Consider the following 21409-nt stretch of genomic DNA (forward strand, 5'->3'; position numbering starts at 1 on the left):
CTTGGTTTGCAGGGGTTTCGCGGGCTAAAACGCCATGAACCCGGACGCACCACCACCCCGCCCAGCCGATGGTGCACAATATGAGGCATGACTGGAACTGGAACGGCACACCTGAAACGTAGTGGTTCGACGGCGGCGGTGATCGTGACGCATAAGCGTGTCGAGATGCTGCGGCATTCCCTGGAGCAGGTGGTGAACCAGACGCACCCGGTGCAGTGGGTGATCGTGGTGGATAACGGCGCTGAGCAGGCTGTTCGTGAACTGCTAGAGGAGTTGGCTGGGGATCGGGCGGTGTATTTGCCGTCGAAGACGAACTTGGGTGGTGCTGGCGGGTTCGCGTATGGCTTTTTGACGGCGCTGGCGTTGGGGGCGGACGCGATTTGGTGCGCGGACGATGATGGTCGCCCGGCGGATCACGGCGTGTTGGAGGAGCTGTATCGGGTGGCGGAGCAGCACCGGCTGCATGAGGTGAGCCCGGTGGTGGCGAATATTGGGGATCCGGCGAAGTTGGCGTTTCCGCTGCGCCAGGGCTTGGAGTGGAAGCGGACGACGGCTGAGTTGGAGGGGTCGTTTTTGCCGAATTATGCGTCCTTGTTTAATGGGGCGTTGATTTCGGCGGAGGCGATGGAGCGGATTGGTGTGCCGGATTATCGCCTGTTCATTCGGGGTGATGAGGTGGAGTATCACCGGCGTTTGTCGCAGTCGGGGCTGCGGTATGGCACGGCGCTGACCACGAAGTATTTGCACCCGGATGGGTCGGGTGAGTTCCACCCGATTATGGGTGGTCGGGCGCATGCACAGTGGCCGGATAATGAGTCGAAAAGGTATTTCACGTATCGGAATCGCGGCTACATCATTAATCAGCAAGGGATGAAGAAGATGAAGCTGCAGGAGGTGGTGCGTTTCGGGTGGTTCTTCTTGGTGGAGCGGAAGGACCCGAAGGGCTTCCTGCAGTGGCTGCGTCTGCTGCGGATGGGGGCGCGGGAGGACTTTAGGCGTCCTTAAAGATGACTTTGCTTTGGAGGACGAAGTTGGTCACGGTGGCAACGCCTTGGGCGATGACGAAGGACACGGCGTTCTTCCACGAATCTTGCAAGCCTAGCGACGACAACGGCTCGTCCGTCACCCTCCACAGCAACATCTGCACCGCGAAGGTGGTGGCGTAGAGGATGAACACGGCGCTGGCTTTTTTGGCGTCGATTTTGGCGTTGAAGGCGAACTTGGAGTTCAGCACGTAGGCGGAGATGGTCCCGAAGACCCAGCCCACGGCCTTGGCAAGATCGCGTTGGACGTCGAGGGCTTGGTCGAGGGTGTTGGTGATGCCGAAGTCGATGACGGCGCAGCCGATGCCGATGATGAGGAATGGCAGCACCTGCTGCTTCATCGCGCTCACAGTTGTTTCACCCCGAGGTACGCGAGGGCTGCGACGGTGCCGATCGCCACGTTGGGCTTTGCGACGCCCCTCCGGCCCAGCCAGCCTGCCAGTTTCTTCTGGGCCTGCACCCCGGCGGCGAAGGCGCCGACGGCGGCCACGGCGATGCCGCCGATAGTGAACCAGGTGGTGGCGATGGATTCGGCTTCGCCCTGTTCGGATTCGAGGACGGCGGTGAGGTCGTTGCGTGGGTCCTCGTCGAAGGCGTTGAAGGCGGCGATGGTGGCGAGGTTCGCGGCGCCGAGGAGGGTCCAGGCCAGCGCCTTCCGCGTGGTGAAGTCTGGGACGGAGGCTGCGGCGAGGATGTAGGCGGCTTGGATGCACTGGCCGCCGAAGGTGTCGTCGAGGGCGTTGTAGTCGATGGTGGGCTCGTCGACAAGTGATTGAATCGTGTCAGTCATGGTGTCCAATGCTACTAGTAGGGTGAAAAGCATGAGTAAGCATGAGGAGATTCATGAGGCGGCGCAGCGCGTCGAGGTGCCGCTGTCTGATTACATGGTAAGGCTGTTCGCGGAGGAGCTGCCGTTTGTGGATTCGATGTCGCGTGGTCGCATCTATGAGCTGCTGCGGGAGCATAAGGCTGCGGGGAAGCCGGAAATTACGTCGCAGGAGGAGCTTCCTGCAGAAATCAGGGAGCTTATGGACCTTTAGTATGATGCTTTTATAGGTTTTCCAACTTACATCATTTAGACTCGAACCGAATGTCTTCGCACTTCGGCGAAGCTACGACGACAAGAAGAAGCGAAAGAGATGGAACTACACACCAATCTTAAGTCACTCTACGGCTGGGGCCGCACCGCTCCGTCGACCGCGCATGTCCTGTCCACGCCTGACGTGGAGGTCATCAAGGAGGCCGTCGCACAGGTCGCGCACGATAACGAGAGCCTGCCGGAGCACGCTCGCCGCGGCATCATCGCCCGCGGCCTGGGACGCTCCTACGGCGACCCGGCACAGAACGGTGGCGGCCTGGTCATCGACATCAACGCGCTGAACAAGATTCACTCGATTGATCCGGAGACCGGCATCGTCGACGTGGACTCGGGCGTCAACCTGGACCAGCTGATGAAGGCGGCCCTGCCGTACGGCCTGTGGGTTCCGGTGTTGCCGGGTACCCGCCAGGTCACCATCGGTGGCGCGATCGGTCCGGACATCCACGGTAAGAACCATCACTCCGCTGGTTCCTTCGGCGACCACGTGGTCTCCATGGAGCTGCTGGTGGCGGACGGCCGCGTCCTGCACCTCGAGCCGGAAGGCAGCGCGGACGACCCGGACGGCACGCTGTTCTGGGCGACGGTCGGCGGCATGGGCCTGACCGGCATCATCCTGCGCGCACGCATCCAGATGACCAAAACGGAGACCGCGTACTTCCTGTCTGACACGGATCGCACCAGCACCCTGGATGAGACGATCGCGCTGCACTCGGACGGCTCCGAGGTCAACTACACCTACTCCTCCGCGTGGTTCGACGCCATCTCCGCGCCGCCGAAGACGGGCCGCTCCACCATCTCCCGTGGCTCGCTGGCGACGCTGGCGCAGCTGGAGGAGTACGCGCCGAAGCTGGCGAAGGACCCGCTGCGTTTCAAGGCGCCTCAGCTGATGACGGTGCCGGACATCTTCCCGTCGTGGACCATGAACAAGCTGACGCTGTCCGCCATCGGCGAGGCCTATTACATGATGGGCGCCCCGAGCAAGAACGACATCAAGAACCTGACGCAGTTCTACCAGCCGCTCGACCTGATTGGTGAGTGGAACCGCGGCTACGGCAGCGCGGGCTTCCTGCAGTACCAGTTCGTGGTGCCGACCACCGCTGTGGAGCCGTTCAAGGACATCATCTACCAGATCCAGTCCTCCGGCCACTACACGGCACTGAACGTGTTCAAGCTGTTCGGCGAGGGCAACCGCGCGCCGCTGTCCTACCCGATGAAGGGCTGGAACGTCTGTGTGGACTTCCCGATCCGCCCGGGCCTCAACGAGTTCCTGGACCGCCTGGATGACCAGGTGATGGAGTTCGGCGGCCGTCTCTACCTGGCGAAGGAGTCCCGTACGTCGGCGGAGAAGTTCCACAAGATGTACCCAGGTCTGGAGGGCTGGCTGAAGACCCGCCGCGAGATCGACCCGACCGGCGTCTTCGCTTCCGACATGTCCCGCCGCCTCGAGCTGAACTAGCTGAATGAACTGAAGGAGATTTTTCACATGTTGAATGCAGTAGGCCAAGCGCAAAACATTCTGCTCGTGGGTGGCACCTCGGACATCGGCCTCGCCATTGTGCGCGAGTTCGTGTCCCGCGGAGGCAACCCGAATGTCACGCTTGCAGCTCGCAAGAACTCCCCGCGTATCGACGCCGCCGTTGCTGAGGTCACCAACGCAGGTGCAGGCTCCGTTGAGGTCCTGGACTTCGACGCGACCGATTTCGCGTCTCACCCGGACGTGATCAAGCAGGTGTTCTCCGGTGGCGATGTTGACGTCGCCGTGGTTGCCTTCGGCACCCTGGGTGACCAGGAGCAGCTGTGGCAGGACCAGGCGGCAGCCGTGGAGTCGGCGCAGGTGAACTACACCGCGTTCGTGTCCGTCGGCGTGCTGTTGGGCCAGGAGATGAAGCGCCAGGGCCACGGCACCATCATCGCGATGAGCTCCGTTGCGGGCCAGCGCGTGCGTCGCTCCAACTTCGTGTACGGCGCGTCGAAGTCTGGCATGGATGCCTTCTACCTCCAGTTGGGTGAGGCGCTTCGTGACTCCGGCGTGAAGGTGACTGTGGTTCGCCCAGGCCAGGTGCGTACCAAGATGACGGATGGGCTGGAGGAGGCTCCGCTGACCGTCGATAAGGAAGAGGTAGCGCAGGCTGCCGTTGAGTCGGCGCTGAAGGGCGAGCCGAGCGTGTTCGTGCACAAGCTGTTCGGCCCGATTTCCTTGGTGCTGCAGCACATCCCAGCGGCGATTATGCGCAAGCTCAACTTCTAATTCCCGGCGGGGAACGTGGTGGATGCGCTGCGATGTGCCAAACTGAGTGCATGACAGATACATCCATCCAACCCACGCTGGAGTTCAAGACCGTCGACTACGAGCCTGACTCTGTGTCATGGACGTCGGCGGTCTTGCGCATGCTTGCGGCCGGTGCCAGCGCGGCGGTGGTGACGTTGGCGGTGTGGTACGTGCTGCACTCCACGTCGCTGCCTGCGTTTAATACCTCGATGGTGACGCGCGCCCTGTCCACGGGCGGCTCTTTCGTTGTGATTCTGTGCGCGGCGTTGGCGTGCTGGGCGTGGGTGCGGAAGCGCCTGTCGCGGCCGGTGCGCGTGCTGTGCCAGGCTGTCTGCGGGCTGGCCCCGGCTGGTCTGGTGATTACGGCGTTGGGGATCCCGCTGGCGTCGACACGCCTGTGGCTGGACGGCATCCAGGTGGATCAGGGGTTCCGTACCCAGTTCTTGAGCCGGATGACCGAGGTGGCCACCAACCAGGACATGAACTACCTGGACCTGCCTACCTTCTACCCGATTGGGTGGTTCTGGCTTGGCGGGCGCCTCGCGCACCTACTGGGCATGGAAGGCTGGGAGGTATACCAGCCGTGGGCGCTGGTATCGCTGGCTGCTGCGGCGTGCGCGCTGGTACCGATTTGGCGCAAGCTGTGCGGCTCCCTGCCGGTATCCACGCTGATCGCCCTGGTGTCGACGGGCATCGTGCTCACCGAGACTCCTGACGAGCCCTACGCGGCGATCGTCGCCCTCTTCGCCCCCGCGGCCGCTGTCACCGCGTACAAGGCGCTGACGGGCTCCTGGCAAGCCACGGTGGTGCTGGCGCTCTACCTGGGCGTTTCCGCCATGTTCTACACCCTGTTTACTGCGATCGCCGCGCTGACCGTTGTGGTGATCGCGGTGCTGTTGTGGTTCCGCCGCAAGTTCGCGCGCGGCCCCGTCGTGCACCTTTTGGCTTCCGGGGTGGGTGCGCTGTGCATCGCGGCGATCGGTTGGGCGCCGTACCTGTACGAGTCGGCCTTCGGCGGTTTCGACGTGCGCCACACCGCGAACCACTTCCTGCCCGCCCAGGGCACGGTGATCCCGCTGCCGTTCTTCTCCCTGTCCATCATCGGCGTGCTGTCGGTGTTGGGTCTGATCTTCATGGTTGGGCGCCTGCATGTGCCTGAGGTGGCGTCGTTAGCTGTGATGGTGGTGGTCTGCTACACCTGGGTGATCGTCTCGATGTTTGCGTCGCTGCTGGGCACGTCCCTGCTGGGGTTCCGCATCGAGGTATTGCTCATGCTGCTGTTTTCCACGGTGGGCATTTTCGCGGTGGCGGACTTGCGCACTGCGGGCGTCGATTATTACTACCCGGGGCACTTCAAGGAGCGCACGCAGCGCGTGATCACCGCGGTGCTCATCATCGTGGTGGCTGCGGGCACGCTCTCGTTCGTGCAGCGCATCCCGGCGGTCAACGAGGCACACATTGACCAGGCGTACTCGGATACGGACGGCTTCGGCGAGCGCGCCGACCGCTTCCCGCCGGACCCGGGCCGCTACTACGGCGAGATCGACGAGTTCATCCAGTCCCACGGTTACACCCCTGGGGAGACCGTGGTGTACACGGATGAGATCAACTTCATGGCGTTCAAGCCCTACCACGGCTTCAACGCGTTCACCAGCCATTACGCTAACCCGCTTGGGGAGTTCCACCTGCGCAACGAGGCACTTTCGCAGTGGGCGAAGCTCTCCTTCGACGCCCCCGAGAAGCTCGACGCAGCGATGCAGGAGGCGAAGTGGACGGCGCCGCAGGCGTTCATTTTCCGCGGAACCATGAGCGATGACCCGCGCGAGGACGCCACCGAGAACCGGGACGCGGCGTGGAAGACGCACATCGGCCACAACATCTTCCCGAGCGAGCCGAACGTGCGCTACGAAGGCCTGTTCTTTAACCCAAAGGCGTTCCCGAGCTCGGCGTGGGACGCGAAGCAGATTGGTCCGTTTGTTGTGGTGGTTCGCAATGCTGCCACGCCTGAGAAGTAGAGTATGCCCCTGTGACAACTGAGACATCCGTGAATCCCGTGAACCCACAGAGTGCGGCGGGCACGCCTGGCGCGCAACAACCCCGGCGCGCCCCGCGCCAGCTGGTGCTGACGACCGTCGTGTCTGGCTTCATCGCCTTCGTGTTACTGCTGCTGACGCCGCTGCTGCCTGTGACGCAGGTGCAGTCGTCGGTGCAGTGGCCGCAGGGCGACTCGGTGGGGTCGGTGAACGCCCCGCTGATTTCGCTGGCGCCGCAGGAGATTGACATGACGGTGCCGCTGGAGGCGACGCGCCACCTGCGTGAGGGCCAGAGCATTATTGTGTCGACGCTGCCTGCCTCCTCGGAGGAAGCGACCGACCGTGGCCTGTTTGTGTCTGCGCCTGATGGCGGGCTGGTGGTCAGCTCGATTAATAAGGTGCTCTTCGAGTTGAGCCCTGGTGAGCTGGCGGGCCTTGGCCCGGATAAGCAGCTGCGGGTGCATATCACGGATGAGCAGGCGGAGATTTCGGTGCCAGGCACCAGCTTCGAGGAGGTCCTCGACGACGATGATTATCGCCCGCAGCTCAGCGGGTTGTACTCGGAGCTGAAGGAGGAGGCGTCGGCACAGCTTATCGACGCCGGGCTCGCCGCCGACATCGAGATCAACTCTCGCTTTACGTCCAGTCCGACCCTGGTGAAGTCGCTGGCGATGTGGCTGGGCCTGGCTGCGATGGCGGTGAGCCTGTGGGGGCTGTGGCGCCTGGACCAGCTGGATGGGCGTCGTATCCCGGTGTTCAACCGTCGTTGGCGCACGTTCAAGCCGCTGGACGCGGTGGTGCTGGCGGTGCTGGGGTTCTGGCACGTGTTCGGCGCGAACACCTCGGATGACGGCTTCCTGTTGACGATGGCGCGGGTTGCGAACGACTCGGACTACATGGCGAACTATTACCGCTGGTACGGCGTGCCAGAGGCGCCGTTCGGTTCCCCGTTCTATGACGTGTTGGCGCTGCTGGCGAGGGTGACGACGGCGTCGATGTGGATGCGCCTGCCGACGCTGCTGGCCGCCATCTTGGTGTGGTGGCTGATTTCGCGCGAGCTGCTGCCGCGCTTCGGTTCGGTGATTGCGGACCGCCGCATGGCGTACTGGACGGCGGCGTTCGTGTTCCTGGCGTTCTGGCTGCCGTACAACAACGGCACCCGCCCGGAGCCGATTATCGCGATGGGGTTGACACTGACGTGGGCACTGTTTGAGCGCACGATCGCGACGAAGCGGCTGGCCCCGGCGGCGCTGGGCACGGTGGTGGCGGCGTTCACGCTGGCCTGTGGCCCGACGGGCCTGGCGGCGGTGGGCGTGTTCCTGATCTGCCTGCCTGAGGTGTTCCGCATCATGAACAAGCGGCGCGCGATTGCGCCCGGTATCGCGTACGTGGCGGCGTTTCTGGCGGCGGGCTTCGCGGTGATGGTGCCGGTGTTCAAGGACCAGACGCTGGCGACCGTGTTGGAAGCCACCAAGGTGCGTGGCGAGGTCGGCCCGGCGCTGTCCTGGTACTCGGAGTGGGTGCGTTACGGCACGCTGTTCCAGGAGGCTGTCGACGGCTCGCTGTCGCGCCGCTTCCCGATGCTGGTCTTCGCCTTCTGCGTGGTCCTCATCCTGTTTTCGATGGCGCGCCACGGCGCTATCCCGGGCACCCCGGCGAAGCCGACGCAGCGCCTAATGCTGATCATCGGGCTGTCCACGTTCTTCTTGATGTTTACCCCGACGAAGTGGACGCACCACTTCGGTATCTACGCGGGTATCGGTGGCGTGGTTGCGGCGCTCGGCGCGGTGGTACTGTCTCACTTTGCGCTGCAGTCGGCACGCAATCGTACGTTCGCGATCGCCGCGGTGCTCTTCCTGCTCTCCCTGAGCCTGGCGGGTTGGAACGCCTGGTGGTACGTGTCCTCCTTCGGCGTGCCGTGGTGGGACAAGAACCCGCAGGTCAAGGGCATCGAAGCGAATACGGTGCTGCTGGGGATCACGCTGGTGGTTGCCCTGGTGGGCGTCGTCCAGTGGCTGCGGCCACGCTCCGACTCCCCTGATTCCGTGCGGGAGCGCGCTGCGGCGTCGCGCTGGGCGGGCGTGATGTCGGCGCCGATCGCCGTCGCCGCGATCCTCATGGTGGCGTTTTCCTGCCTGACCTTCGTGAAGGCGTTCGCGGAGCAGGCTCCGAACTACTCGGTGGGCATGGGCAACGTGAAGACGTTCAAGGGCGACGTCTGCGCCCTCGGCAGCGAGATCTTGCTGGAAACCGATACGAACGACTCCTTCCTCACCCCTGTCGACGGGGTACCGCTGGGCCGCTCGCTGGACTCCGGCGTGAACCGCGCCTTCCACCCGGACGGCGTGCCTGCCACGATCGCGGACGACAACGCGGACACAACGGATACGAAGACGGGCGATGAAACCGCCATCGAGACGGTCCAGTCGGACGCGAACGAGGAGCAAACGTTCTCCTCAGATGCCCGCAGCACGGAGGGCAACCGCCCGTTCACGCTGCGCGGCGTCAACGGTTCCACGGTGCGCCTGCCGTTCAACCTGGACTACAACCGCATTCCAGTGCTGGGCACGTTCGACGAGCGCGCAACACGCACGGCATACCTGGAAACCACTTGGTTCGAGCTACCGCAGCAGCGTGACGACGCCCCCCTGCTCGTCACGTCCGTGGCCGGCAAGATCGCCCACCACGACATTAATGGCGTCGAAAAGGACGGTGCCGAGCTGGCGCTGGAGTATGGTGTGCGCGGCGACGACGGCTCCATCACCACCCTGGGTGAGGTAGAGATGCTGGACCAGGGCCCGACACCGAAGTGGCGCAACCTGCGCTACCCCATCGCCGACCTGCCAGAGGAGGCGAACGTTGTGCGCCTCGTCGCCGAGGACGCCTCGCTGGCGGAGGACGACTGGATGGCGCTGACCCCACTGCGCAACCCGACGCTGCAGCCGCTCAACGAGATGTTCGACTCGAACACCCCGGGCCTGCTCGACTGGTCGGTGGCGTTCCAATACCCGTGCCAGCGCACCTTCAACCACTTCGCGGGCGTCACCGAGATCCCGGAGTTCCGCATCATGCCGGACGCACCGGGCAAGCAGCAGCTCTCCGGCTTCATGGACTTTTTGGGTGGCGGCGCGCTGTCCACCGCGGAGGCCGTGAACTACTCCTACCAGGTGCCGGGCTACATGAAGGGTGATTGGCAGCGTGACTGGGGTTCCCTGTCGCGCTACCAGCTGCGCACGAACTCGGTTGGCGAAGTGCCAGCGCTCGCTGAGATCCAGCTGGAGGAGGTCACCCGTTCAGGGTGGTGGACCCCAGGCCCGATGAAGATTCGGGAGGTCTAGGCGCTAAGATGAGGCGCCATGCGCGCTTTCTCATCCCTCCGCTCCCTACTTGTTGCCGCCGCTGCCGCCGCCCTTGTCGCGGTTGGTGCGGCGGCGCCTGCATCTGCGCAACAGCTGCAGCTGCCGGCGCCGATTGCGCCGTCGTTCCGCCTGCCGAGCCTGCTGAAGTCGCAGGGCTGCAAGTCGGAGTACTTGATTGCGGTGCCGGGTGGCGTCAATACGATGCCTGGGCTGCCGCGCAACCTGCCGCACGGCGGGAACGTGTGGCTCACGGGTGTGCTCACCCAGCTGTTTACAGGCGGCCAAGTCCAGCCGCTGTGGATCGCGTACGACGCCGCCCCGTTCGCCACTACGCAGTACCGGACGGCGTCGAATCGCGGCTACGCGGAGACGAAGAAGGCCGTTGCGGGCATCGCGCACGCCTGCCCGAACGCGCGCTTCAGCTTCACCGGCTACTCCCTGGGCGCGGACATTGTGTCGCGGATGCTCAATAACATCGCGCATGACCGCGGCCCCATCGCGAAGGAACGGGTCGCTTCGGCCGCGCTGTTTTCCACCCCCTACCAGGGCGGTAACGGCGCGGTGCTCTCGGCGGGGACGTCGCCACACGTGCGGGGTGCGCTCGGCGAGCTGGAGGGCGGCTACGGCGAGTTGGGCGAACGGGTGCTGGAAATCTGCAACACCGGCGACATCGTGTGCTCCCCATCCGAGGAGCAGCGCAAGATCGTCGACCCTGCGATGGACGTCAACCTGAGCAGTGGCGAGATGCCGGGCTGGGTGGTTGACATCGCGCGCGCGAACGACGGGCGTACGAGCAGCATCGTCCGCTCGATCGGCGCCCACGGGTCCTACACGCTGCCGCAGCAGTTTGAGGCCGCGAACTGGATCGCCAACCACCGCTAGTCCCGTCAACGCGCATGTCCGCCCCACACGTTAGAGTTGTGGGCATGCATGATCTTTTTCATCACGTAAACGGCGAGTGGGTCGACTCCCACGAGATCCCGGCCGACCGCGGCATCGACGGCTCCTTCTACGCCCTGCGCGACAAGGCGGAGGAGGACGTCCACGCGATCGTCTCGGAGACCAGCGACCTGTTCGCCTCCTTCATGGATACCGACGCCATCAACGCCGCAGGCACCGCGCCCCTGCAGCCGGACCTGGACCTCATCGCGGTGAAAGACATCGAGGAGTTCGCCCACAACTTGGGCGTGCTCGACCGCACGGGTGTTGGCTCCCCGCTCGCCTTCTGGGTTGAGAAGGACTCCCAGGGCGAGGACAGCGTGCCCTACCTGGTGCAATCCGGCCTTGGCCTGCCGGACGAGGCCTACTACCGGGAAGAAGCCCACGCGGAGACCCGCGCCGCATACCAGAAGCACGTGGCCCGCATGCTGGCGTTCCTGGACCCGGCCTACCTGCTGGGGCTCACGCCTGAAGTGGCGGCGCAGCGCATCATGAACCTGGAAACCCAGGTGGCGGCCAGCCATTGGGATGTGGTGCGCAGCCGGGACGCGATGGCTACTTACAATCCGGTGGAGCTGGCGGAGTTGCCGTCGATAATTGTGACGCTGCTGCGCGGCGCCGGGCTTCGCGACGGCCGCGTAATCAACATGATGCCCTCCTTCACCGAGGACTTAGCGACGATGCTTCGCCCCGAAACGCTTGCCGACTGGCAGCTGTGGGCGGCGTGGACCGTGCTGCGTTCCCGCGCGAGCGTGCTCACTGAGGAGATCGGGCGCGCCAACTTCGAGTTTTACGGCACGGTGCTGTCCGGCGCGACGGAGCAGCGTGACCGCTGGAAGCGCGGCGTCGGCCTGGTGGAGTCGCTGGTCGGCGAGGAGATCGGGAAGGAGTACGTGGCGCGCCACTTCCCCACCGAGTCGAAGGAGCAGATGCTCTCCCTGGTGGACTACCTGGTTCGGGCCTACGAGCAGCGCATCAGCACACTTCCGTGGATGACCCCGGCGACGCGCGAGCGCGCCCTGGAGAAGCTGCGCCTGTTCCAGGCGAAGATCGGCTACCCGGAAACCTGGCGCAGCTACGAGGGCCTCACCTTTGACCCTTCCGGCGAGCAGCTGGTGGCCAACGTGCGCCGCGGCGCCGCCTTCGAGCACGACTACCAGCTGGGCAAGGTCAGCAAGCCCTCGGACCGTTCCGAGTGGGTGACCACGCCACAGACCGTCAACGCGTTCTACAACCCGGTGGTCAACGACATCACCTTCCCCGCCGCGATCCTCCAGCCGCCGTTCTTCGACCCGGAGGCGGACCCGGCGCGCAACTTCGGCGCGATCGGCGCCGTGATCGGGCACGAGATCGGCCACGGTTTCGACGACCAAGGCTCGCGTTACGACGGCCACGGCAACCTCAACTCCTGGTGGACCGACGAGGACCGCGCCCACTTCGAGGAGCGCACCGCGAAGCTGGTGGTGCAGTTCCAGGGTCTGGTGCCTTCCGTGCTGGAAGGCCAGGACGTCGCGGGCGTCAACGGCGAGTTCACCCTGGGCGAGAACATCGGCGACCTGGGTGGACTTGGTATCGCGGTGGTGGCGTACCAGCTCTACTGCGAGGACAATAACGTCGAGCCGAACCTGGCGGAGCTCTTCCTCGCGTGGGCCCGCGTGTGGCGTTCGAAGGCGCGGCCGGAAATGGCGGCGCAGCTGCTGGCGATTGACCCGCACTCGCCGAACGAGTTCCGCTGCAACGTCATCGCCTCCAACGTTGACGAGTTTTACGAGGCCTTCGACGTGGAGCCCGGCTCCCCGATGTGGATCGCCCCGGAGGATCGGGTGAAGATATGGTAGACGAATCGTCGCTGAAACCCGGCGAGGAGGGCGCGCACTACCCGCTCAATGAGCAGGGCTCCGAAGAGTTCCAGGTCGGTGGCGTGGAGCGCACCCTGCCGGAGTCCGAGCAGCTCGCGCAGCTGGTGTCCTACATCGAGGCGTCCTACGAGGACTCCCCGCAGTACTTGGCGTTGCTGCCGGACCGGATTACGCACGCCGCGATGCTGATGCTGGGTTCCGCGGTGGACCACCAGATGCCGGGCGTGGCCCTGACCGGGGACGTCTCGGTTGAGGACGCCCCGCTGGGCCAGCTGTTCACCTCCTCCAAGGCGCCCGTCAAGGGCGGCGTGTGGGTGGTGTCCTGCTACGACGGGCCAGCGGACGCCCGCGAGTTCTCCTGGCGCCCCGAGGTTGCCGCCTGCGCCGAGCAGGCCGGGGCCCGCGCCTACGACGTGGACGACCCGGCCGACGTCGCCGCCGCCGTGCACGCCGCGCGCCAAGAGGGCGCGGATGTGGTTGCTGTGTGGGGAACGGGCGCCTCGTGCGCGCTGCTGCCTGCGGGCGCGGACGCCTACGTGCTCACCTTCCCCACCGAAGCCACCGAAGCCGCCGGGTCAGCTGGGGCCTTCGCGGAAGCTGACGCGAAGGTGCTGCTCCAGCGCGCGTCCGACGCGGCTTGGGAACAGCCCTCAGTCGAGGGGGCGGAAGTGAAAGAGTACGTCTCCACCGGGGTGATTGCCACCCCGGCCCAGTACCGGCGCAAGGTCCTCGATGCCGCGGAGTTTCTTGCCGGACTTGCTCCTGCCGAAGGCTGACGCGGGTGTGGCGTCGTGGCGCTGCACGACGCCACGCCGCACGTCGACGGTGTTGTGGTAGGCGCTGCCGTTCGTCAGCGCCGCCACCGCCCACGTCTCATCCAGCGTGGTGCCCCAAGACACCGAGGCGGTTGCGGTGGACGCTTCGTTGGCCCAGCCCATCTTGGAACCCTCCACGCCGCGCAGACGCGCAGTGCCGAACTGCTGCCCAAACCCGTCAGAGGCCACCAGCGACTGCCGACGCATCCCGTCCAGCAGCGGCTCCGCCACCGGGTCCCACAGGATCGCCGCGACAAAGGTGGCCACGTCCCTCGCCGAGGTCAACGTAGTACCCCACGCCCCGACGCGCTGCGTGCGCTCCAGTGAAAAGTCGGCAGCGATCTCGTCGATCGCCTGCGGGTAGCGGGCGTCGAGCTCCTCTGCGATGGCGTCGTTGGAGACGCGCACCATCTCCTCAACCTGCGCCTTCTCCTCCTTGGTGCCGTTGTAGAGCACCCAGTAGCCCAGGTAGAGCTTGGCCAAGGACAGGGCGGCGCGGGGTTCCTCGCCCGCCGGGGAGATCGACACCCGACCGTCCGGGTGCACCACCGCCAACGCAGTGCGCTCCCGCGTGTAGCCGGGGTTCACGTGAAAGCCCTGCAACGCAGGCATCAGCGCGCACACCAGTAGCGCCGCAATCCACTTCTTCAACACGGTGCTTCGCGCCCTAGAGGTTCAGGATCGAGTCCGCTTCGCTGACGTCCTCACTGACCGGCTCCGGCACCTCGCACAGGTACACGTTCGCGCCGGTGGCGTCCTTCGCCCCGAGCATCGGGCCGAACGGGCTCACCGTCGGGCCAGCCAGCACCTGGCCTCCGCCCATGCGCACCGCGTGGGATGCCGTCTCAACGTCCTTGACGCCGAAGTAGGAGTGCCAGACCGCCGCCAGGCCGTGCTGCTTCAGGCGCGGGTCCAGACGCAGGCCCAGGAACGCCGCGCCCTCCTGCAGCGCAATGTAGTAGCCGGTCTCCTTGCGCATCTCCCAGTCGAACAGCTCACCGTAGAAGTCAACCGTGGCCTCATCCGGCGCGACGCACTCGTACCACACCGGCACCCCCGGCTCACCAGCGGCGACGAAGGCGTCCTCCCCCGCGGGCCGCATCAGGCCGAACAGGCCACCGGATGGGTCGGCGCACACCGTCATCACCCCGAAGTCCACCTCCTGGGAGCTCAGCACCTTGCCGCCCAGCGACTCCACACGCGACTCAATCGAGCCATCCGCATCCATGAAGTACGTCACCCACAGGTCCCGCTCCTGCTTGGTCGGCACGAAGCCCGCAACCGGCAGGCCGTCCTTCCGGGCAACCCGGTACGTCTCACCCGTGACGTCCCACCCGAGTACTTTCGAGTAAAAGTACGCGGACTTCTGCACGTCCTTGGTCAAACAGTCCTGCCAGTACGGCATCCCTGGTGTTCCCTGAAACGCAGGCATCTACATGTTCCTCCACTTTTCCGGATCGAAATCGTCGTTGGCGGTGCGCTCGTCGAAGTAGTCGCCGTCATCCCCGCCGGTGCTCACGGTCGCGGTCTGGGTGCCGACGGTGACGGAGTCGGCGTCGAAAAGCAGGTGCCCGCGCGCACGCACCACCTCCCCATTGACACTCACCTCGCCGGCGTTGATGAGCTCCTTGGCGTGCCCGCCAGACTCCACAAGGTTGGCCACCTTCAAAAACTGGCCGAGCTTAATGCTCTCCCCCGAAATCACCACATCAAACGCCATGGTTACACCACCGGCGGAGCAAGCTTCACCGCAGTACCCACCGCGGACACCAACATCATGCCACCGTCGGCGCCCATGGACTCGTAGTCCACCTTCACGCCAACCACCGCATCAGCCCCCATCTCCGCTGCGCGGTGCCACAGCTCGTTCAGGGCCTCCTCGCGGGCGCGGACCACCTCAGCCTCCCACGCAGCGGCGCGGCCACCGACGATGTTGCGGATCCCGGCCGCGAAATCCTTGAACACATTCATGCCGACGATCGCCTCGCCGCCCACAATGCGCATGTACTCAGCGATGGTGCCCCCATCGACGGAATTAGTAGTGCTTAGAATCATGCAGCCAGTCTAAGCCACCGCCCAGACACTTAGCGTTCAGCCTGGTCAGTCGGCATGATCGACAACGTATCAATGTTCACGTGCGCCGGCAGACTCGCCACCCAACGCACCGCCTCCGCAATGTCCTCCGCGGTCAAGTTCAACTTGCCCTCGTACACCGCGTCCGCGCGCTCCGCGTCGCCCGCGAAACGGTTCAGGGAGAAGTCCGTCTTCACCCGTCCCGGGTCAATCTCCGTGACACGGATGTTGTTCTCCGCCTCCTCCCGGCGCAACGCCCGCGTGATCCCGCGCAGCCCGTACTTCGCCGCGTTATAGCCACTGCCGCCCTTGTACGCATCAGTGCCGGCCACGGACCCAATGTTCACCACCAGCCCGGACGCCTCCAGCAGGCGCGGGTACAGGGCCTTCGTCACCCGCATGGTGCCGAGCACGTTCGTCTCGTACATCCACTGCCAGTCGTCGGGGTTGGCGTCGCGAAGCAGGTCGAGGCCCTTCGCGCCACCCGCATTATTCACCAGCAGCCCCACCGGCCCCTCAATTATCGACGCCAACTCCGCCACACTCGCCTCATCCGTCACATCGAGGCGCACCGGCACGCCCCCGATCTCGTCCGCGATGGCCTGGCAGCGCTCCACCCGGCGCGCCGCCACGTACACCTTCCAACCGTCCGCGGCGAGCGCCCGAGCACACGCCTCCCCGATCCCGGCGGAGCCTCCCGTTACTACGGCTACTTTCGTTGTCGTTGTCTCTGTCATGGGTGGCAGTGTAGCGCTCGTGCGGGCTCGGCTCGGACCGATGCTCGTTGAAATAGTTCCCGCGATCGGGAACCATTTTGGATTTCAAGCCCATTCCCGTCGACCTGCTGCTGGGTTTCCCCAGGTGGCGACGCATGTCCACGAAAAAAGGTCCCGGTTTCACGGTGCTCTTGGGAACTTTTCCGGGCACAAGGGGCGCGAGGAGCGGCAGGCGGGGCCGTAGGGGCTACACACCCCGGTACCCTGGCGGGTATGTATTCGATGGAGCAGATGCGATCGGGTCAGTGGTACCTTCCCGGCGGTGAGGAGGCAGACGCCCAACACGCCCGGACATTCGAGCTGATGCGCCAGGTCAACGCCCTGGGCAACACCGACCAGCCGAGGGCAAACGAGCTTCTACACCAGGTGTTTTCCAACAGTGAGCACGTGCCAGGCCTGTTCGCGCCGCTGCATGTGGAGTATGGGGTGAACACCCGGTTCGGTAAGGGGTGCTTCATGAACTTCAACTGCGTCATCCTCGATATTGCGGAGGTAACCATCGGGGACGGGTCGATGTTCGGGCCGGGCTGCCAGCTAATTACGGTGGGTCACCCGGTTGAGGATGCGGTGAAGCGGGCTGAGGGGTGGGAGCGCGCGCAGCCGGTTCGGATTGGGAAGGACTGTTGGTTCGGGGCGGGCGCGATGGTGATGCCGGGTGTGACGGTGGGCGATCGTTGCGTGGTGGCCGCGGGCACTGTGGTGACGAAGGACGTGCCGGATGACTGTCTGGTGGCGGGGGTGCCGGGCGTCGTGAAGCGGAGGTTTGAGCGGGATGCCTGAGCGCGCGTTTGACCTGGGCAAGATTGGGGAAGGGCTGCCCGTCGCGAAGGTGATTGGCGGGCTACCGTGCACGGGGCCGCTGGTGGTGGAGGCGCCGCCGGGGACGGGTAAGACGACGCTGGTGCCGCCGGCTGTGGCGAATATGCGCGGGAAGACGCTGGTCACGGCGCCGCGGCGTGTGGCAGTGCGTTCGGCGGCGAAGCGCCTGGCGGACCTGGATGGGTCGCGGCTTGGGCAGCGGGTGGGCTACTCCATTCGCGGTGAGCATCAGGATGGTTCGCTGGTGGAGTTCGTGACGCCGGGTGTGCTGCTGAACCGCCTGTTGCAGGACCCTGGACTTGAGGGTGTCAACGCGGTGATCATCGATGAGGTGCACGAGCGCGGCCTGGATACCGACCTGGTGCTGGCGATGTGCATGGAGACGGCCGTGCTGCGCGATGACCTCTACCTGTGCGCGATGTCGGCGACGTTGGACGCGCGCCGCTTCGCCGACCACATGGGCGCCGCGGTGCTGTCCACGGAGGCGGCGACGTACCCCGTCGAGGTGTCCTATGCGCCGCACGCGGGGCGGATGCAGGGTTCACGCGAGTTCTACCGGCATGTGGCGGCCCTCGCGGAGGCGCCGGAGCGCACCCTGGTGTTCGTGCCGGGGGTGCGGGAGGTGGAGCTCGTCGCCAGTTTTCTTGACGACGCCGCTCCGCTCCACGGCCGCTTGTCCTCCGCGGAGCAGGACGCCGCGTTGTACGGGGATGCCTCGGTGGTCGTGTCGACGAACGTTGCGGAGTCCTCGGTGACGGTGCCGGGGGTGCGCCGCGTGGTGGATGCCGGGTTGAGCCGGGTGCCGCGACGCGATGCCCGCGGGATGACCGGCTTGGTGACGGTCTCCGCGGCGAAGAGCAGCGCGGATCAGCGGGCGGGCCGCGCGGGCCGCTTGGGGCCCGGCACGGTGGTGCGGGCCTACTCGGAGGCGGACTACCAGCACTTCCAGCCGGATGCGGCCCCGGAGATCGCGACGAGTGACCTCACGCAGGCGGCGTTGCAGTTGGCGGCGTGGGCGTCGCCAGACTTGCCGCTGCTCGACCCTCCCCCGGCGCACCACCTGGCGGCGGCGCAGGAAACGCTGCGGCTGATCGGCGCGCTGGACGGTGGGCACCGCATCACCGCTCTCGGCGAGAAGCTGGTGCGGATGCCGGTGGATCCGCGGCTGGGGGCCGCGTTGGTGAAGTTCGGCTCGGGAGCGGCGGACACGGTAGCCAAGCTTGCTGACCAGCCCGCGAAACGCCTGGCCAGACTGGTGCACAAGTCAGCGCCGGTGCCACCGGGCGACGTGATCGCGGCGGCATACCCGCAGTGGGTGGCTAAGCGCGATGGCGGCGAGTACCTACTCGCCTCGGGGACGAGGGCGCGGCTGGACGCGCCGATCGGCACCCCGGAGTGGATCGCGGCCGCGGAGGTACAGCGCACGGCGCGGGGTGCGGTGATCCGCGCGGCGGAACCGCTCGCGATGCCGGAGGAGCGCGTCGAGGAGCACGTGCGCGCATCGCTCGTGGATGGGAAAGTGCGCGCACGTAGGGTGAAAGCCATCGGCGCCATCGAGCTGAGCGCCACCCCGATCCGCCCCGAACCCCACGAGGTGGAGGCAGCACTGCGCGACATCAGCTTCGAGGATTTCACGCTTGACGACGCCGCCTCCGCCCTCAAGCAGCGCCTCGACTTCCTGCACGCCACCGTCGGCGAGCCGTGGCCGGACGTGACGAAGGGCGATTACTCGCTGGAGGTGGCGCAGTTGGCGAGGGGGGCGTCGATAAGGGAGCTGGACATGCGGCAGGCGCTGATGCGGCAACTGCCGTGGCCGGAGGCCTCAAAGCTCGACGAGCTGGCGCCGACGCGCATCGCGCAGGGCAAGCTCGACTACTCGACAGGTCGGCCCGTGGTGCGGCTAAAGCTGCAGCTGGCGTTCGGGCTCGCGGACTCACCCGTGGTTGGCGGGCAGCGGGTGCTGTTCCACCTACTCTCACCCGCCGGGCGCGAGCTGGCGGTCACGGACGACCTGCGCAGCTTTTGGAACGGACCCTACCAGGAGGTACGCAAGGAGATGCGGGGGCGCTACCCGAAGCACCCGTGGCCGGAGGACCCGTGGACGGCGACGCCTACTTCTCGGACGAAGCGCACGATGAATAAATGATGCCGCCGCCGACAAGGCCCGCGACGGTCAACACCGCCGCGATGCCGAGGTCCGCACTGCGGCGGTTGTACTGACGCGGCTTGAGGTGGATCTTCACCGGCTGTGGCAAGTTTGTGATCTGCAGGTTGATGCTGTCCTGCAGGGCAACGATCGGTAGCCCCATTTGGGTGGCAAAGCCGAGCGGGATCATCGCCAGCAGCGGAATACCCACCGCGAGGGAAGTCTGGGAGCACTTCGGGGTGATCTGCTCAATGCCGAGTGGCTTCAGGAAGCCTGGCGCCACGCCCTCGTCGGTGCCGGGGTTCGCCACGGTGACGCGGACCGGGATGATCTCGGTGGATTCGTCGCCGTAGTGGGCAACGACCGGCCACTGGTAATCGCCAGGGTCGACATCAAATGAAGGCGCGAGCTCAATTGCGCCATCCGCCTCGGAAAGGTGCGCCCAGCTGGGGATACTCGTGCCACTGAACCAGGCTTGGCCCCTGGGCAAAGGTGGGGGTAGGGTTTCCGTGCTACCGATAGTTACGGTGGTAACGGGGTAGTTGCCCTGCACGATCGCCTGTCCGTGCGCAGCTTCTACCGCCACGGCGTGTGGGGAGGTGCAGGCAAGCATGACTGCACACGCAGCTGCTGTAATCCGGCCACGCATGACCGACCTCCTTCGACGCTTCACGGCTCTCATCATAAGGTAACTTATTCTCCATGACTAATGCCCCTTCACACACGGTGACCATGTGGACCCTGGTGTCACTCATTATTGGTTCCACCATTGGCTCCGGCATCTTTGCGTTGCCGCAAAATATTGGCTCCGTGGCAAGCCCCGGCGCAATGCTCATCGGCTGGGTGATCGCCGGGGTGGGCATGCTCTCTATTGCGTTCGTGTTCCAGATCCTGGCGCGTCGCAAGCCGCACCTGGATTCGGGCGTGTACTCCTACGTGCGCGCGGGCCTCGGCGACTTCATCGGGTTCACCTCTGGCCTGGGCTACTGGCTGGGCTCCGTGATGGCGCAGGTCGGCTACGCCACCCTGTTCTTCTCTACGGTGGCCTACTACTTCGCGCCGCTCAACAACCGGTGGGTGCTCGCGATCGCCGTCTCCGTGATGACGTGGGGCATCTTCATTATGCTGACCCGCGGCGTGAAGCAGGCGGCCGTGATGAACGTGGTCACCACGGTGGCCAAACTGGTGCCGATCCTCTGCTTCATCGTGCTGGTCGCCTTCCTCGGCTTCTCCTGGGACAAGTTCACCCTAGACTTCTGGGGCGAGGGATCGACCATCCCGTTCTCGCAGCAGCTCCAGGGCATCATGCTGTACACGGTGTGGGTGTTCATCGGTATCGAGGGCGCATCGGTGTACTCCAAGCAGGCCAAAACCCGCAAGGATGTGGGCCGCGCGACCATTATTGGCTTCCTGTCCGTGCTGTTCCTGCTGGTCCTGGTATCCACGCTTTCCTACGGCGTGCTCACCCAGGAGGAGCTGGCGGCGCTGCCGGAAAACTCGATGGGTGCGGTGCTTGAGGCGGTCGTCGGCCCGTGGGGTGGCGTGTTCATCTCTATCGGCCTGTGCCTGTCGGTGCTGGGCGCGTACGTGTCCTGGCAGATGCTGTGCGCCGAACCGATCGTGCTCATGGCGAACGACGGCCTGCTGCCGCAATCGCTGGGCGTCGCAAACAAAGCGGGCTCCCCGTTCCGCGCGCAGCTGATCTCCACCGTGGTGATCCAGCTGTTCGTGATCATCTTCTTCGCCAACGAGACGTCCTATAACGCGATGGTGCAGCTCGCGACCATCATGTACCTACTGCCGTACATTTTCTCCTCGCTGTACCTCATCCTGCTCGCGGTGCGCGGCAAGGGGCTCACCCACCCGAACGCCGGCATCCGTTTCGACGACTCCGGCCCGGAGGTCAGCCGCGGCGACAATCAGCGCCACCTCATCGTGGGCGCCGTCGGCTTCATCTACTCGATGTGGCTGATCTACGCCGCCGACCCGGTCTACGTGCTCTTCGGCGCGCTCGCTGTGGTGCCGGGCATCATCCCGTACGTGTGGACGCGCATCGCGAACAAGGAACGCCTCTTCAACAGCTTCGAGTGGGTTGTTGTGGCGATCGTGGTTGTTGGCGCAATCGCAGCCGTGGTCGGCCTGGCCAACGGCTCCCTGCAGCTCTAGGCAGCTTTAGGCA

The 21409-nt window shown here is 65.4% G+C and carries 19 protein-coding genes; 12 read left to right on the plus strand and 7 right to left on the minus strand.

Translation table 11 applies throughout. The features are described from left to right. The first annotated feature begins 87 nt into the window (after nt 1-87). On the plus strand, nt 88-1005 hold the full coding sequence (locus BJP08_RS01765) for a glycosyltransferase (RefSeq protein ID WP_071567979.1): 918 nt from the start codon (nt 88-90) through the stop codon (nt 1003-1005). Here BJP08_RS01765 and BJP08_RS01770 read toward each other — a convergent pair. Together BJP08_RS01770 and BJP08_RS01775 are read right to left on the minus strand one after the other, a co-directional pair. After that, nucleotides 992-1384, minus strand: coding sequence for a GtrA family protein (locus tag BJP08_RS01770; RefSeq protein WP_070363298.1), 393 nt, complete (start codon nt 1382-1384; stop codon nt 992-994). The genes BJP08_RS01765 and BJP08_RS01770 overlap by 14 nt on opposite strands. A gap of 5 nt (nt 1385-1389) precedes the next feature. After that, on the minus strand, nt 1390-1833 hold the full coding sequence (locus tag BJP08_RS01775; RefSeq protein ID WP_071568072.1) for a hypothetical protein: 444 nt from the start codon (nt 1831-1833) through the stop codon (nt 1390-1392). Nucleotides 1834-1864: 31 nt separating this feature from the next. Here BJP08_RS01775 and BJP08_RS01780 point away from each other — a divergent pair, with 31 nt between their 5' ends. The 8 genes from BJP08_RS01780 to BJP08_RS11970 all read left to right on the plus strand — a co-directional run bounded on the left by BJP08_RS01780 (nt 1865) and on the right by BJP08_RS11970 (nt 13377). Beyond that, complete coding sequence (locus BJP08_RS01780) at nt 1865-2083, plus strand: hypothetical protein (RefSeq protein WP_071566682.1); 219 nt, start codon at nt 1865-1867, stop codon at nt 2081-2083. Nucleotides 2084-2182: 99 nt separating this feature from the next. Then, nucleotides 2183-3598, plus strand: coding sequence for an FAD-binding oxidoreductase (locus BJP08_RS01785; RefSeq protein ID WP_071567980.1), 1416 nt, complete (start codon nt 2183-2185; stop codon nt 3596-3598). 27 nt (nt 3599-3625) lie between these two features. Then, nucleotides 3626-4390, plus strand: coding sequence for a decaprenylphospho-beta-D-erythro-pentofuranosid-2-ulose 2-reductase (locus BJP08_RS01790; protein ID WP_071567981.1), 765 nt, complete (start codon nt 3626-3628; stop codon nt 4388-4390). A 50-nt stretch (nt 4391-4440) separates the two neighbouring features. Beyond that, on the plus strand, nt 4441-6426 hold the full coding sequence (locus BJP08_RS01795; RefSeq protein WP_071567982.1) for a galactan 5-O-arabinofuranosyltransferase: 1986 nt from the start codon (nt 4441-4443) through the stop codon (nt 6424-6426). Between the two features lie 11 nt (nt 6427-6437). Continuing rightward, nucleotides 6438-9782, plus strand: coding sequence for an arabinosyltransferase domain-containing protein (locus BJP08_RS01800; protein WP_369816366.1), 3345 nt, complete (start codon nt 6438-6440; stop codon nt 9780-9782). A gap of 18 nt (nt 9783-9800) precedes the next feature. Further along, nucleotides 9801-10685 carry a cutinase family protein gene (locus BJP08_RS01805; RefSeq protein WP_071567984.1) on the plus strand — a complete coding sequence of 295 codons (885 nt, stop codon included), beginning with the start codon at nt 9801-9803 and terminating at the stop codon, nt 10683-10685. A 44-nt stretch (nt 10686-10729) separates the two neighbouring features. Next, nucleotides 10730-12580, plus strand: coding sequence for a M13 family metallopeptidase (locus BJP08_RS01810; RefSeq protein WP_071567985.1), 1851 nt, complete (start codon nt 10730-10732; stop codon nt 12578-12580). Further along, nucleotides 12574-13377 carry a hypothetical protein gene (locus tag BJP08_RS11970; RefSeq protein WP_071567986.1) on the plus strand — a complete coding sequence of 268 codons (804 nt, stop codon included), beginning with the start codon at nt 12574-12576 and terminating at the stop codon, nt 13375-13377. The genes BJP08_RS01810 and BJP08_RS11970 overlap by 7 nt, the downstream gene beginning before the upstream one ends. Before the next feature lie 706 nt (nt 13378-14083). On the opposite strand, the gene BJP08_RS01820 is transcribed toward BJP08_RS11970, so the two are convergent. The 4 genes from BJP08_RS01820 to BJP08_RS01835 are packed head-to-tail and all read right to left on the minus strand — an operon-like array spanning nt 14084 to nt 16226. Beyond that, a complete protein-coding gene (locus tag BJP08_RS01820) occupies nt 14084-14848 on the minus strand; it encodes a VOC family protein (RefSeq protein ID WP_071567987.1) in 765 nt (254 codons plus the stop codon). Then, nucleotides 14849-15136 carry an RNA-binding S4 domain-containing protein gene (locus BJP08_RS01825; RefSeq protein WP_070477226.1) on the minus strand — a complete coding sequence of 96 codons (288 nt, stop codon included), beginning with the start codon at nt 15134-15136 and terminating at the stop codon, nt 14849-14851. Between the two features lie 2 nt (nt 15137-15138). Further along, complete coding sequence (locus BJP08_RS01830; RefSeq protein ID WP_071567988.1) at nt 15139-15471, minus strand: heavy metal-binding domain-containing protein; 333 nt, start codon at nt 15469-15471, stop codon at nt 15139-15141. Nucleotides 15472-15500: 29 nt separating this feature from the next. Then, the gene (locus tag BJP08_RS01835) at nt 15501-16226 is read right to left on the minus strand and encodes an SDR family oxidoreductase (protein ID WP_071567989.1); all 726 of its coding nucleotides are present in this window, start codon (nt 16224-16226) and stop codon (nt 15501-15503) included. Between the two features lie 252 nt (nt 16227-16478). On the opposite strand from BJP08_RS01835, the gene BJP08_RS01840 reads away from it, so the two are divergent. Next, nucleotides 16479-17045 (plus strand): sugar O-acetyltransferase, encoded by a 567-nt coding sequence (locus tag BJP08_RS01840; protein WP_071567990.1) that lies wholly within the window; start codon nt 16479-16481, stop codon nt 17043-17045. Continuing rightward, nucleotides 17038-19230, plus strand: a complete 2193-nt coding sequence (locus BJP08_RS01845; protein WP_071567991.1) for an ATP-dependent RNA helicase — start codon at nt 17038-17040, stop codon at nt 19228-19230. The genes BJP08_RS01840 and BJP08_RS01845 overlap by 8 nt, the downstream gene beginning before the upstream one ends. Here the strand turns inward: BJP08_RS01845 and BJP08_RS01850 are convergent. Next, nucleotides 19196-19879, minus strand: a complete 684-nt coding sequence (locus BJP08_RS01850; protein ID WP_071567992.1) for a Rib/alpha-like domain-containing protein — start codon at nt 19877-19879, stop codon at nt 19196-19198. The two genes, BJP08_RS01845 and BJP08_RS01850, sit on opposite strands and share 35 nt — an antisense overlap. A gap of 53 nt (nt 19880-19932) precedes the next feature. Here BJP08_RS01850 and BJP08_RS01855 point away from each other — a divergent pair, with 53 nt between their 5' ends. Then, nucleotides 19933-21396 carry a basic amino acid/polyamine antiporter gene (locus BJP08_RS01855; protein WP_071567993.1) on the plus strand — a complete coding sequence of 488 codons (1464 nt, stop codon included), beginning with the start codon at nt 19933-19935 and terminating at the stop codon, nt 21394-21396. Nucleotides 21397-21409: the final 13 nt, after the last annotated feature.

This window comes from Corynebacterium sp. NML140438 (assembly GCF_001875725.1).
Lineage (GTDB): Bacteria > Actinomycetota > Actinomycetes > Mycobacteriales > Mycobacteriaceae > Corynebacterium.

Bases quoted from the DNA above. Each gene is read 5' to 3' on its own strand.
- BJP08_RS01780 (WP_071566682.1), top strand. From the start codon at position 1,865: ATGAGTAAGCATGAGGAGATTCATGAGGCGGCGCAGCGCGTCGAGGTG.
- BJP08_RS01835 (WP_071567989.1), bottom strand. From the start codon at position 16,226: ATGACAGAGACAACGACAACGAAAGTAGCCGTAGTAACGGGAGGCTCC.
- BJP08_RS01825 (WP_070477226.1), bottom strand. From the start codon at position 15,136: ATGGCGTTTGATGTGGTGATTTCGGGGGAGAGCATTAAGCTCGGCCAG.
- BJP08_RS01775 (WP_071568072.1), bottom strand. From the start codon at position 1,833: ATGACTGACACGATTCAATCACTTGTCGACGAGCCCACCATCGACTAC.
- BJP08_RS01840 (WP_071567990.1), top strand. From the start codon at position 16,479: ATGTATTCGATGGAGCAGATGCGATCGGGTCAGTGGTACCTTCCCGGC.
- BJP08_RS01820 (WP_071567987.1), bottom strand. From the start codon at position 14,848: ATGCCTGCGTTTCAGGGAACACCAGGGATGCCGTACTGGCAGGACTGT.
- BJP08_RS01845 (WP_071567991.1), top strand. From the start codon at position 17,038: ATGCCTGAGCGCGCGTTTGACCTGGGCAAGATTGGGGAAGGGCTGCCC.
- BJP08_RS01805 (WP_071567984.1), top strand. From the start codon at position 9,801: ATGCGCGCTTTCTCATCCCTCCGCTCCCTACTTGTTGCCGCCGCTGCC.
- BJP08_RS01785 (WP_071567980.1), top strand. From the start codon at position 2,183: ATGGAACTACACACCAATCTTAAGTCACTCTACGGCTGGGGCCGCACC.
- BJP08_RS01810 (WP_071567985.1), top strand. From the start codon at position 10,730: ATGCATGATCTTTTTCATCACGTAAACGGCGAGTGGGTCGACTCCCAC.
- BJP08_RS01765 (WP_071567979.1), top strand. From the start codon at position 88: ATGACTGGAACTGGAACGGCACACCTGAAACGTAGTGGTTCGACGGCG.
- BJP08_RS11970 (WP_071567986.1), top strand. From the start codon at position 12,574: ATGGTAGACGAATCGTCGCTGAAACCCGGCGAGGAGGGCGCGCACTAC.
- BJP08_RS01850 (WP_071567992.1), bottom strand. From the start codon at position 19,879: ATGCGTGGCCGGATTACAGCAGCTGCGTGTGCAGTCATGCTTGCCTGC.
- BJP08_RS01855 (WP_071567993.1), top strand. From the start codon at position 19,933: ATGACTAATGCCCCTTCACACACGGTGACCATGTGGACCCTGGTGTCA.
- BJP08_RS01770 (WP_070363298.1), bottom strand. From the start codon at position 1,384: ATGAAGCAGCAGGTGCTGCCATTCCTCATCATCGGCATCGGCTGCGCC.
- BJP08_RS01830 (WP_071567988.1), bottom strand. From the start codon at position 15,471: ATGATTCTAAGCACTACTAATTCCGTCGATGGGGGCACCATCGCTGAG.
- BJP08_RS01795 (WP_071567982.1), top strand. From the start codon at position 4,441: ATGACAGATACATCCATCCAACCCACGCTGGAGTTCAAGACCGTCGAC.
- BJP08_RS01790 (WP_071567981.1), top strand. From the start codon at position 3,626: ATGTTGAATGCAGTAGGCCAAGCGCAAAACATTCTGCTCGTGGGTGGC.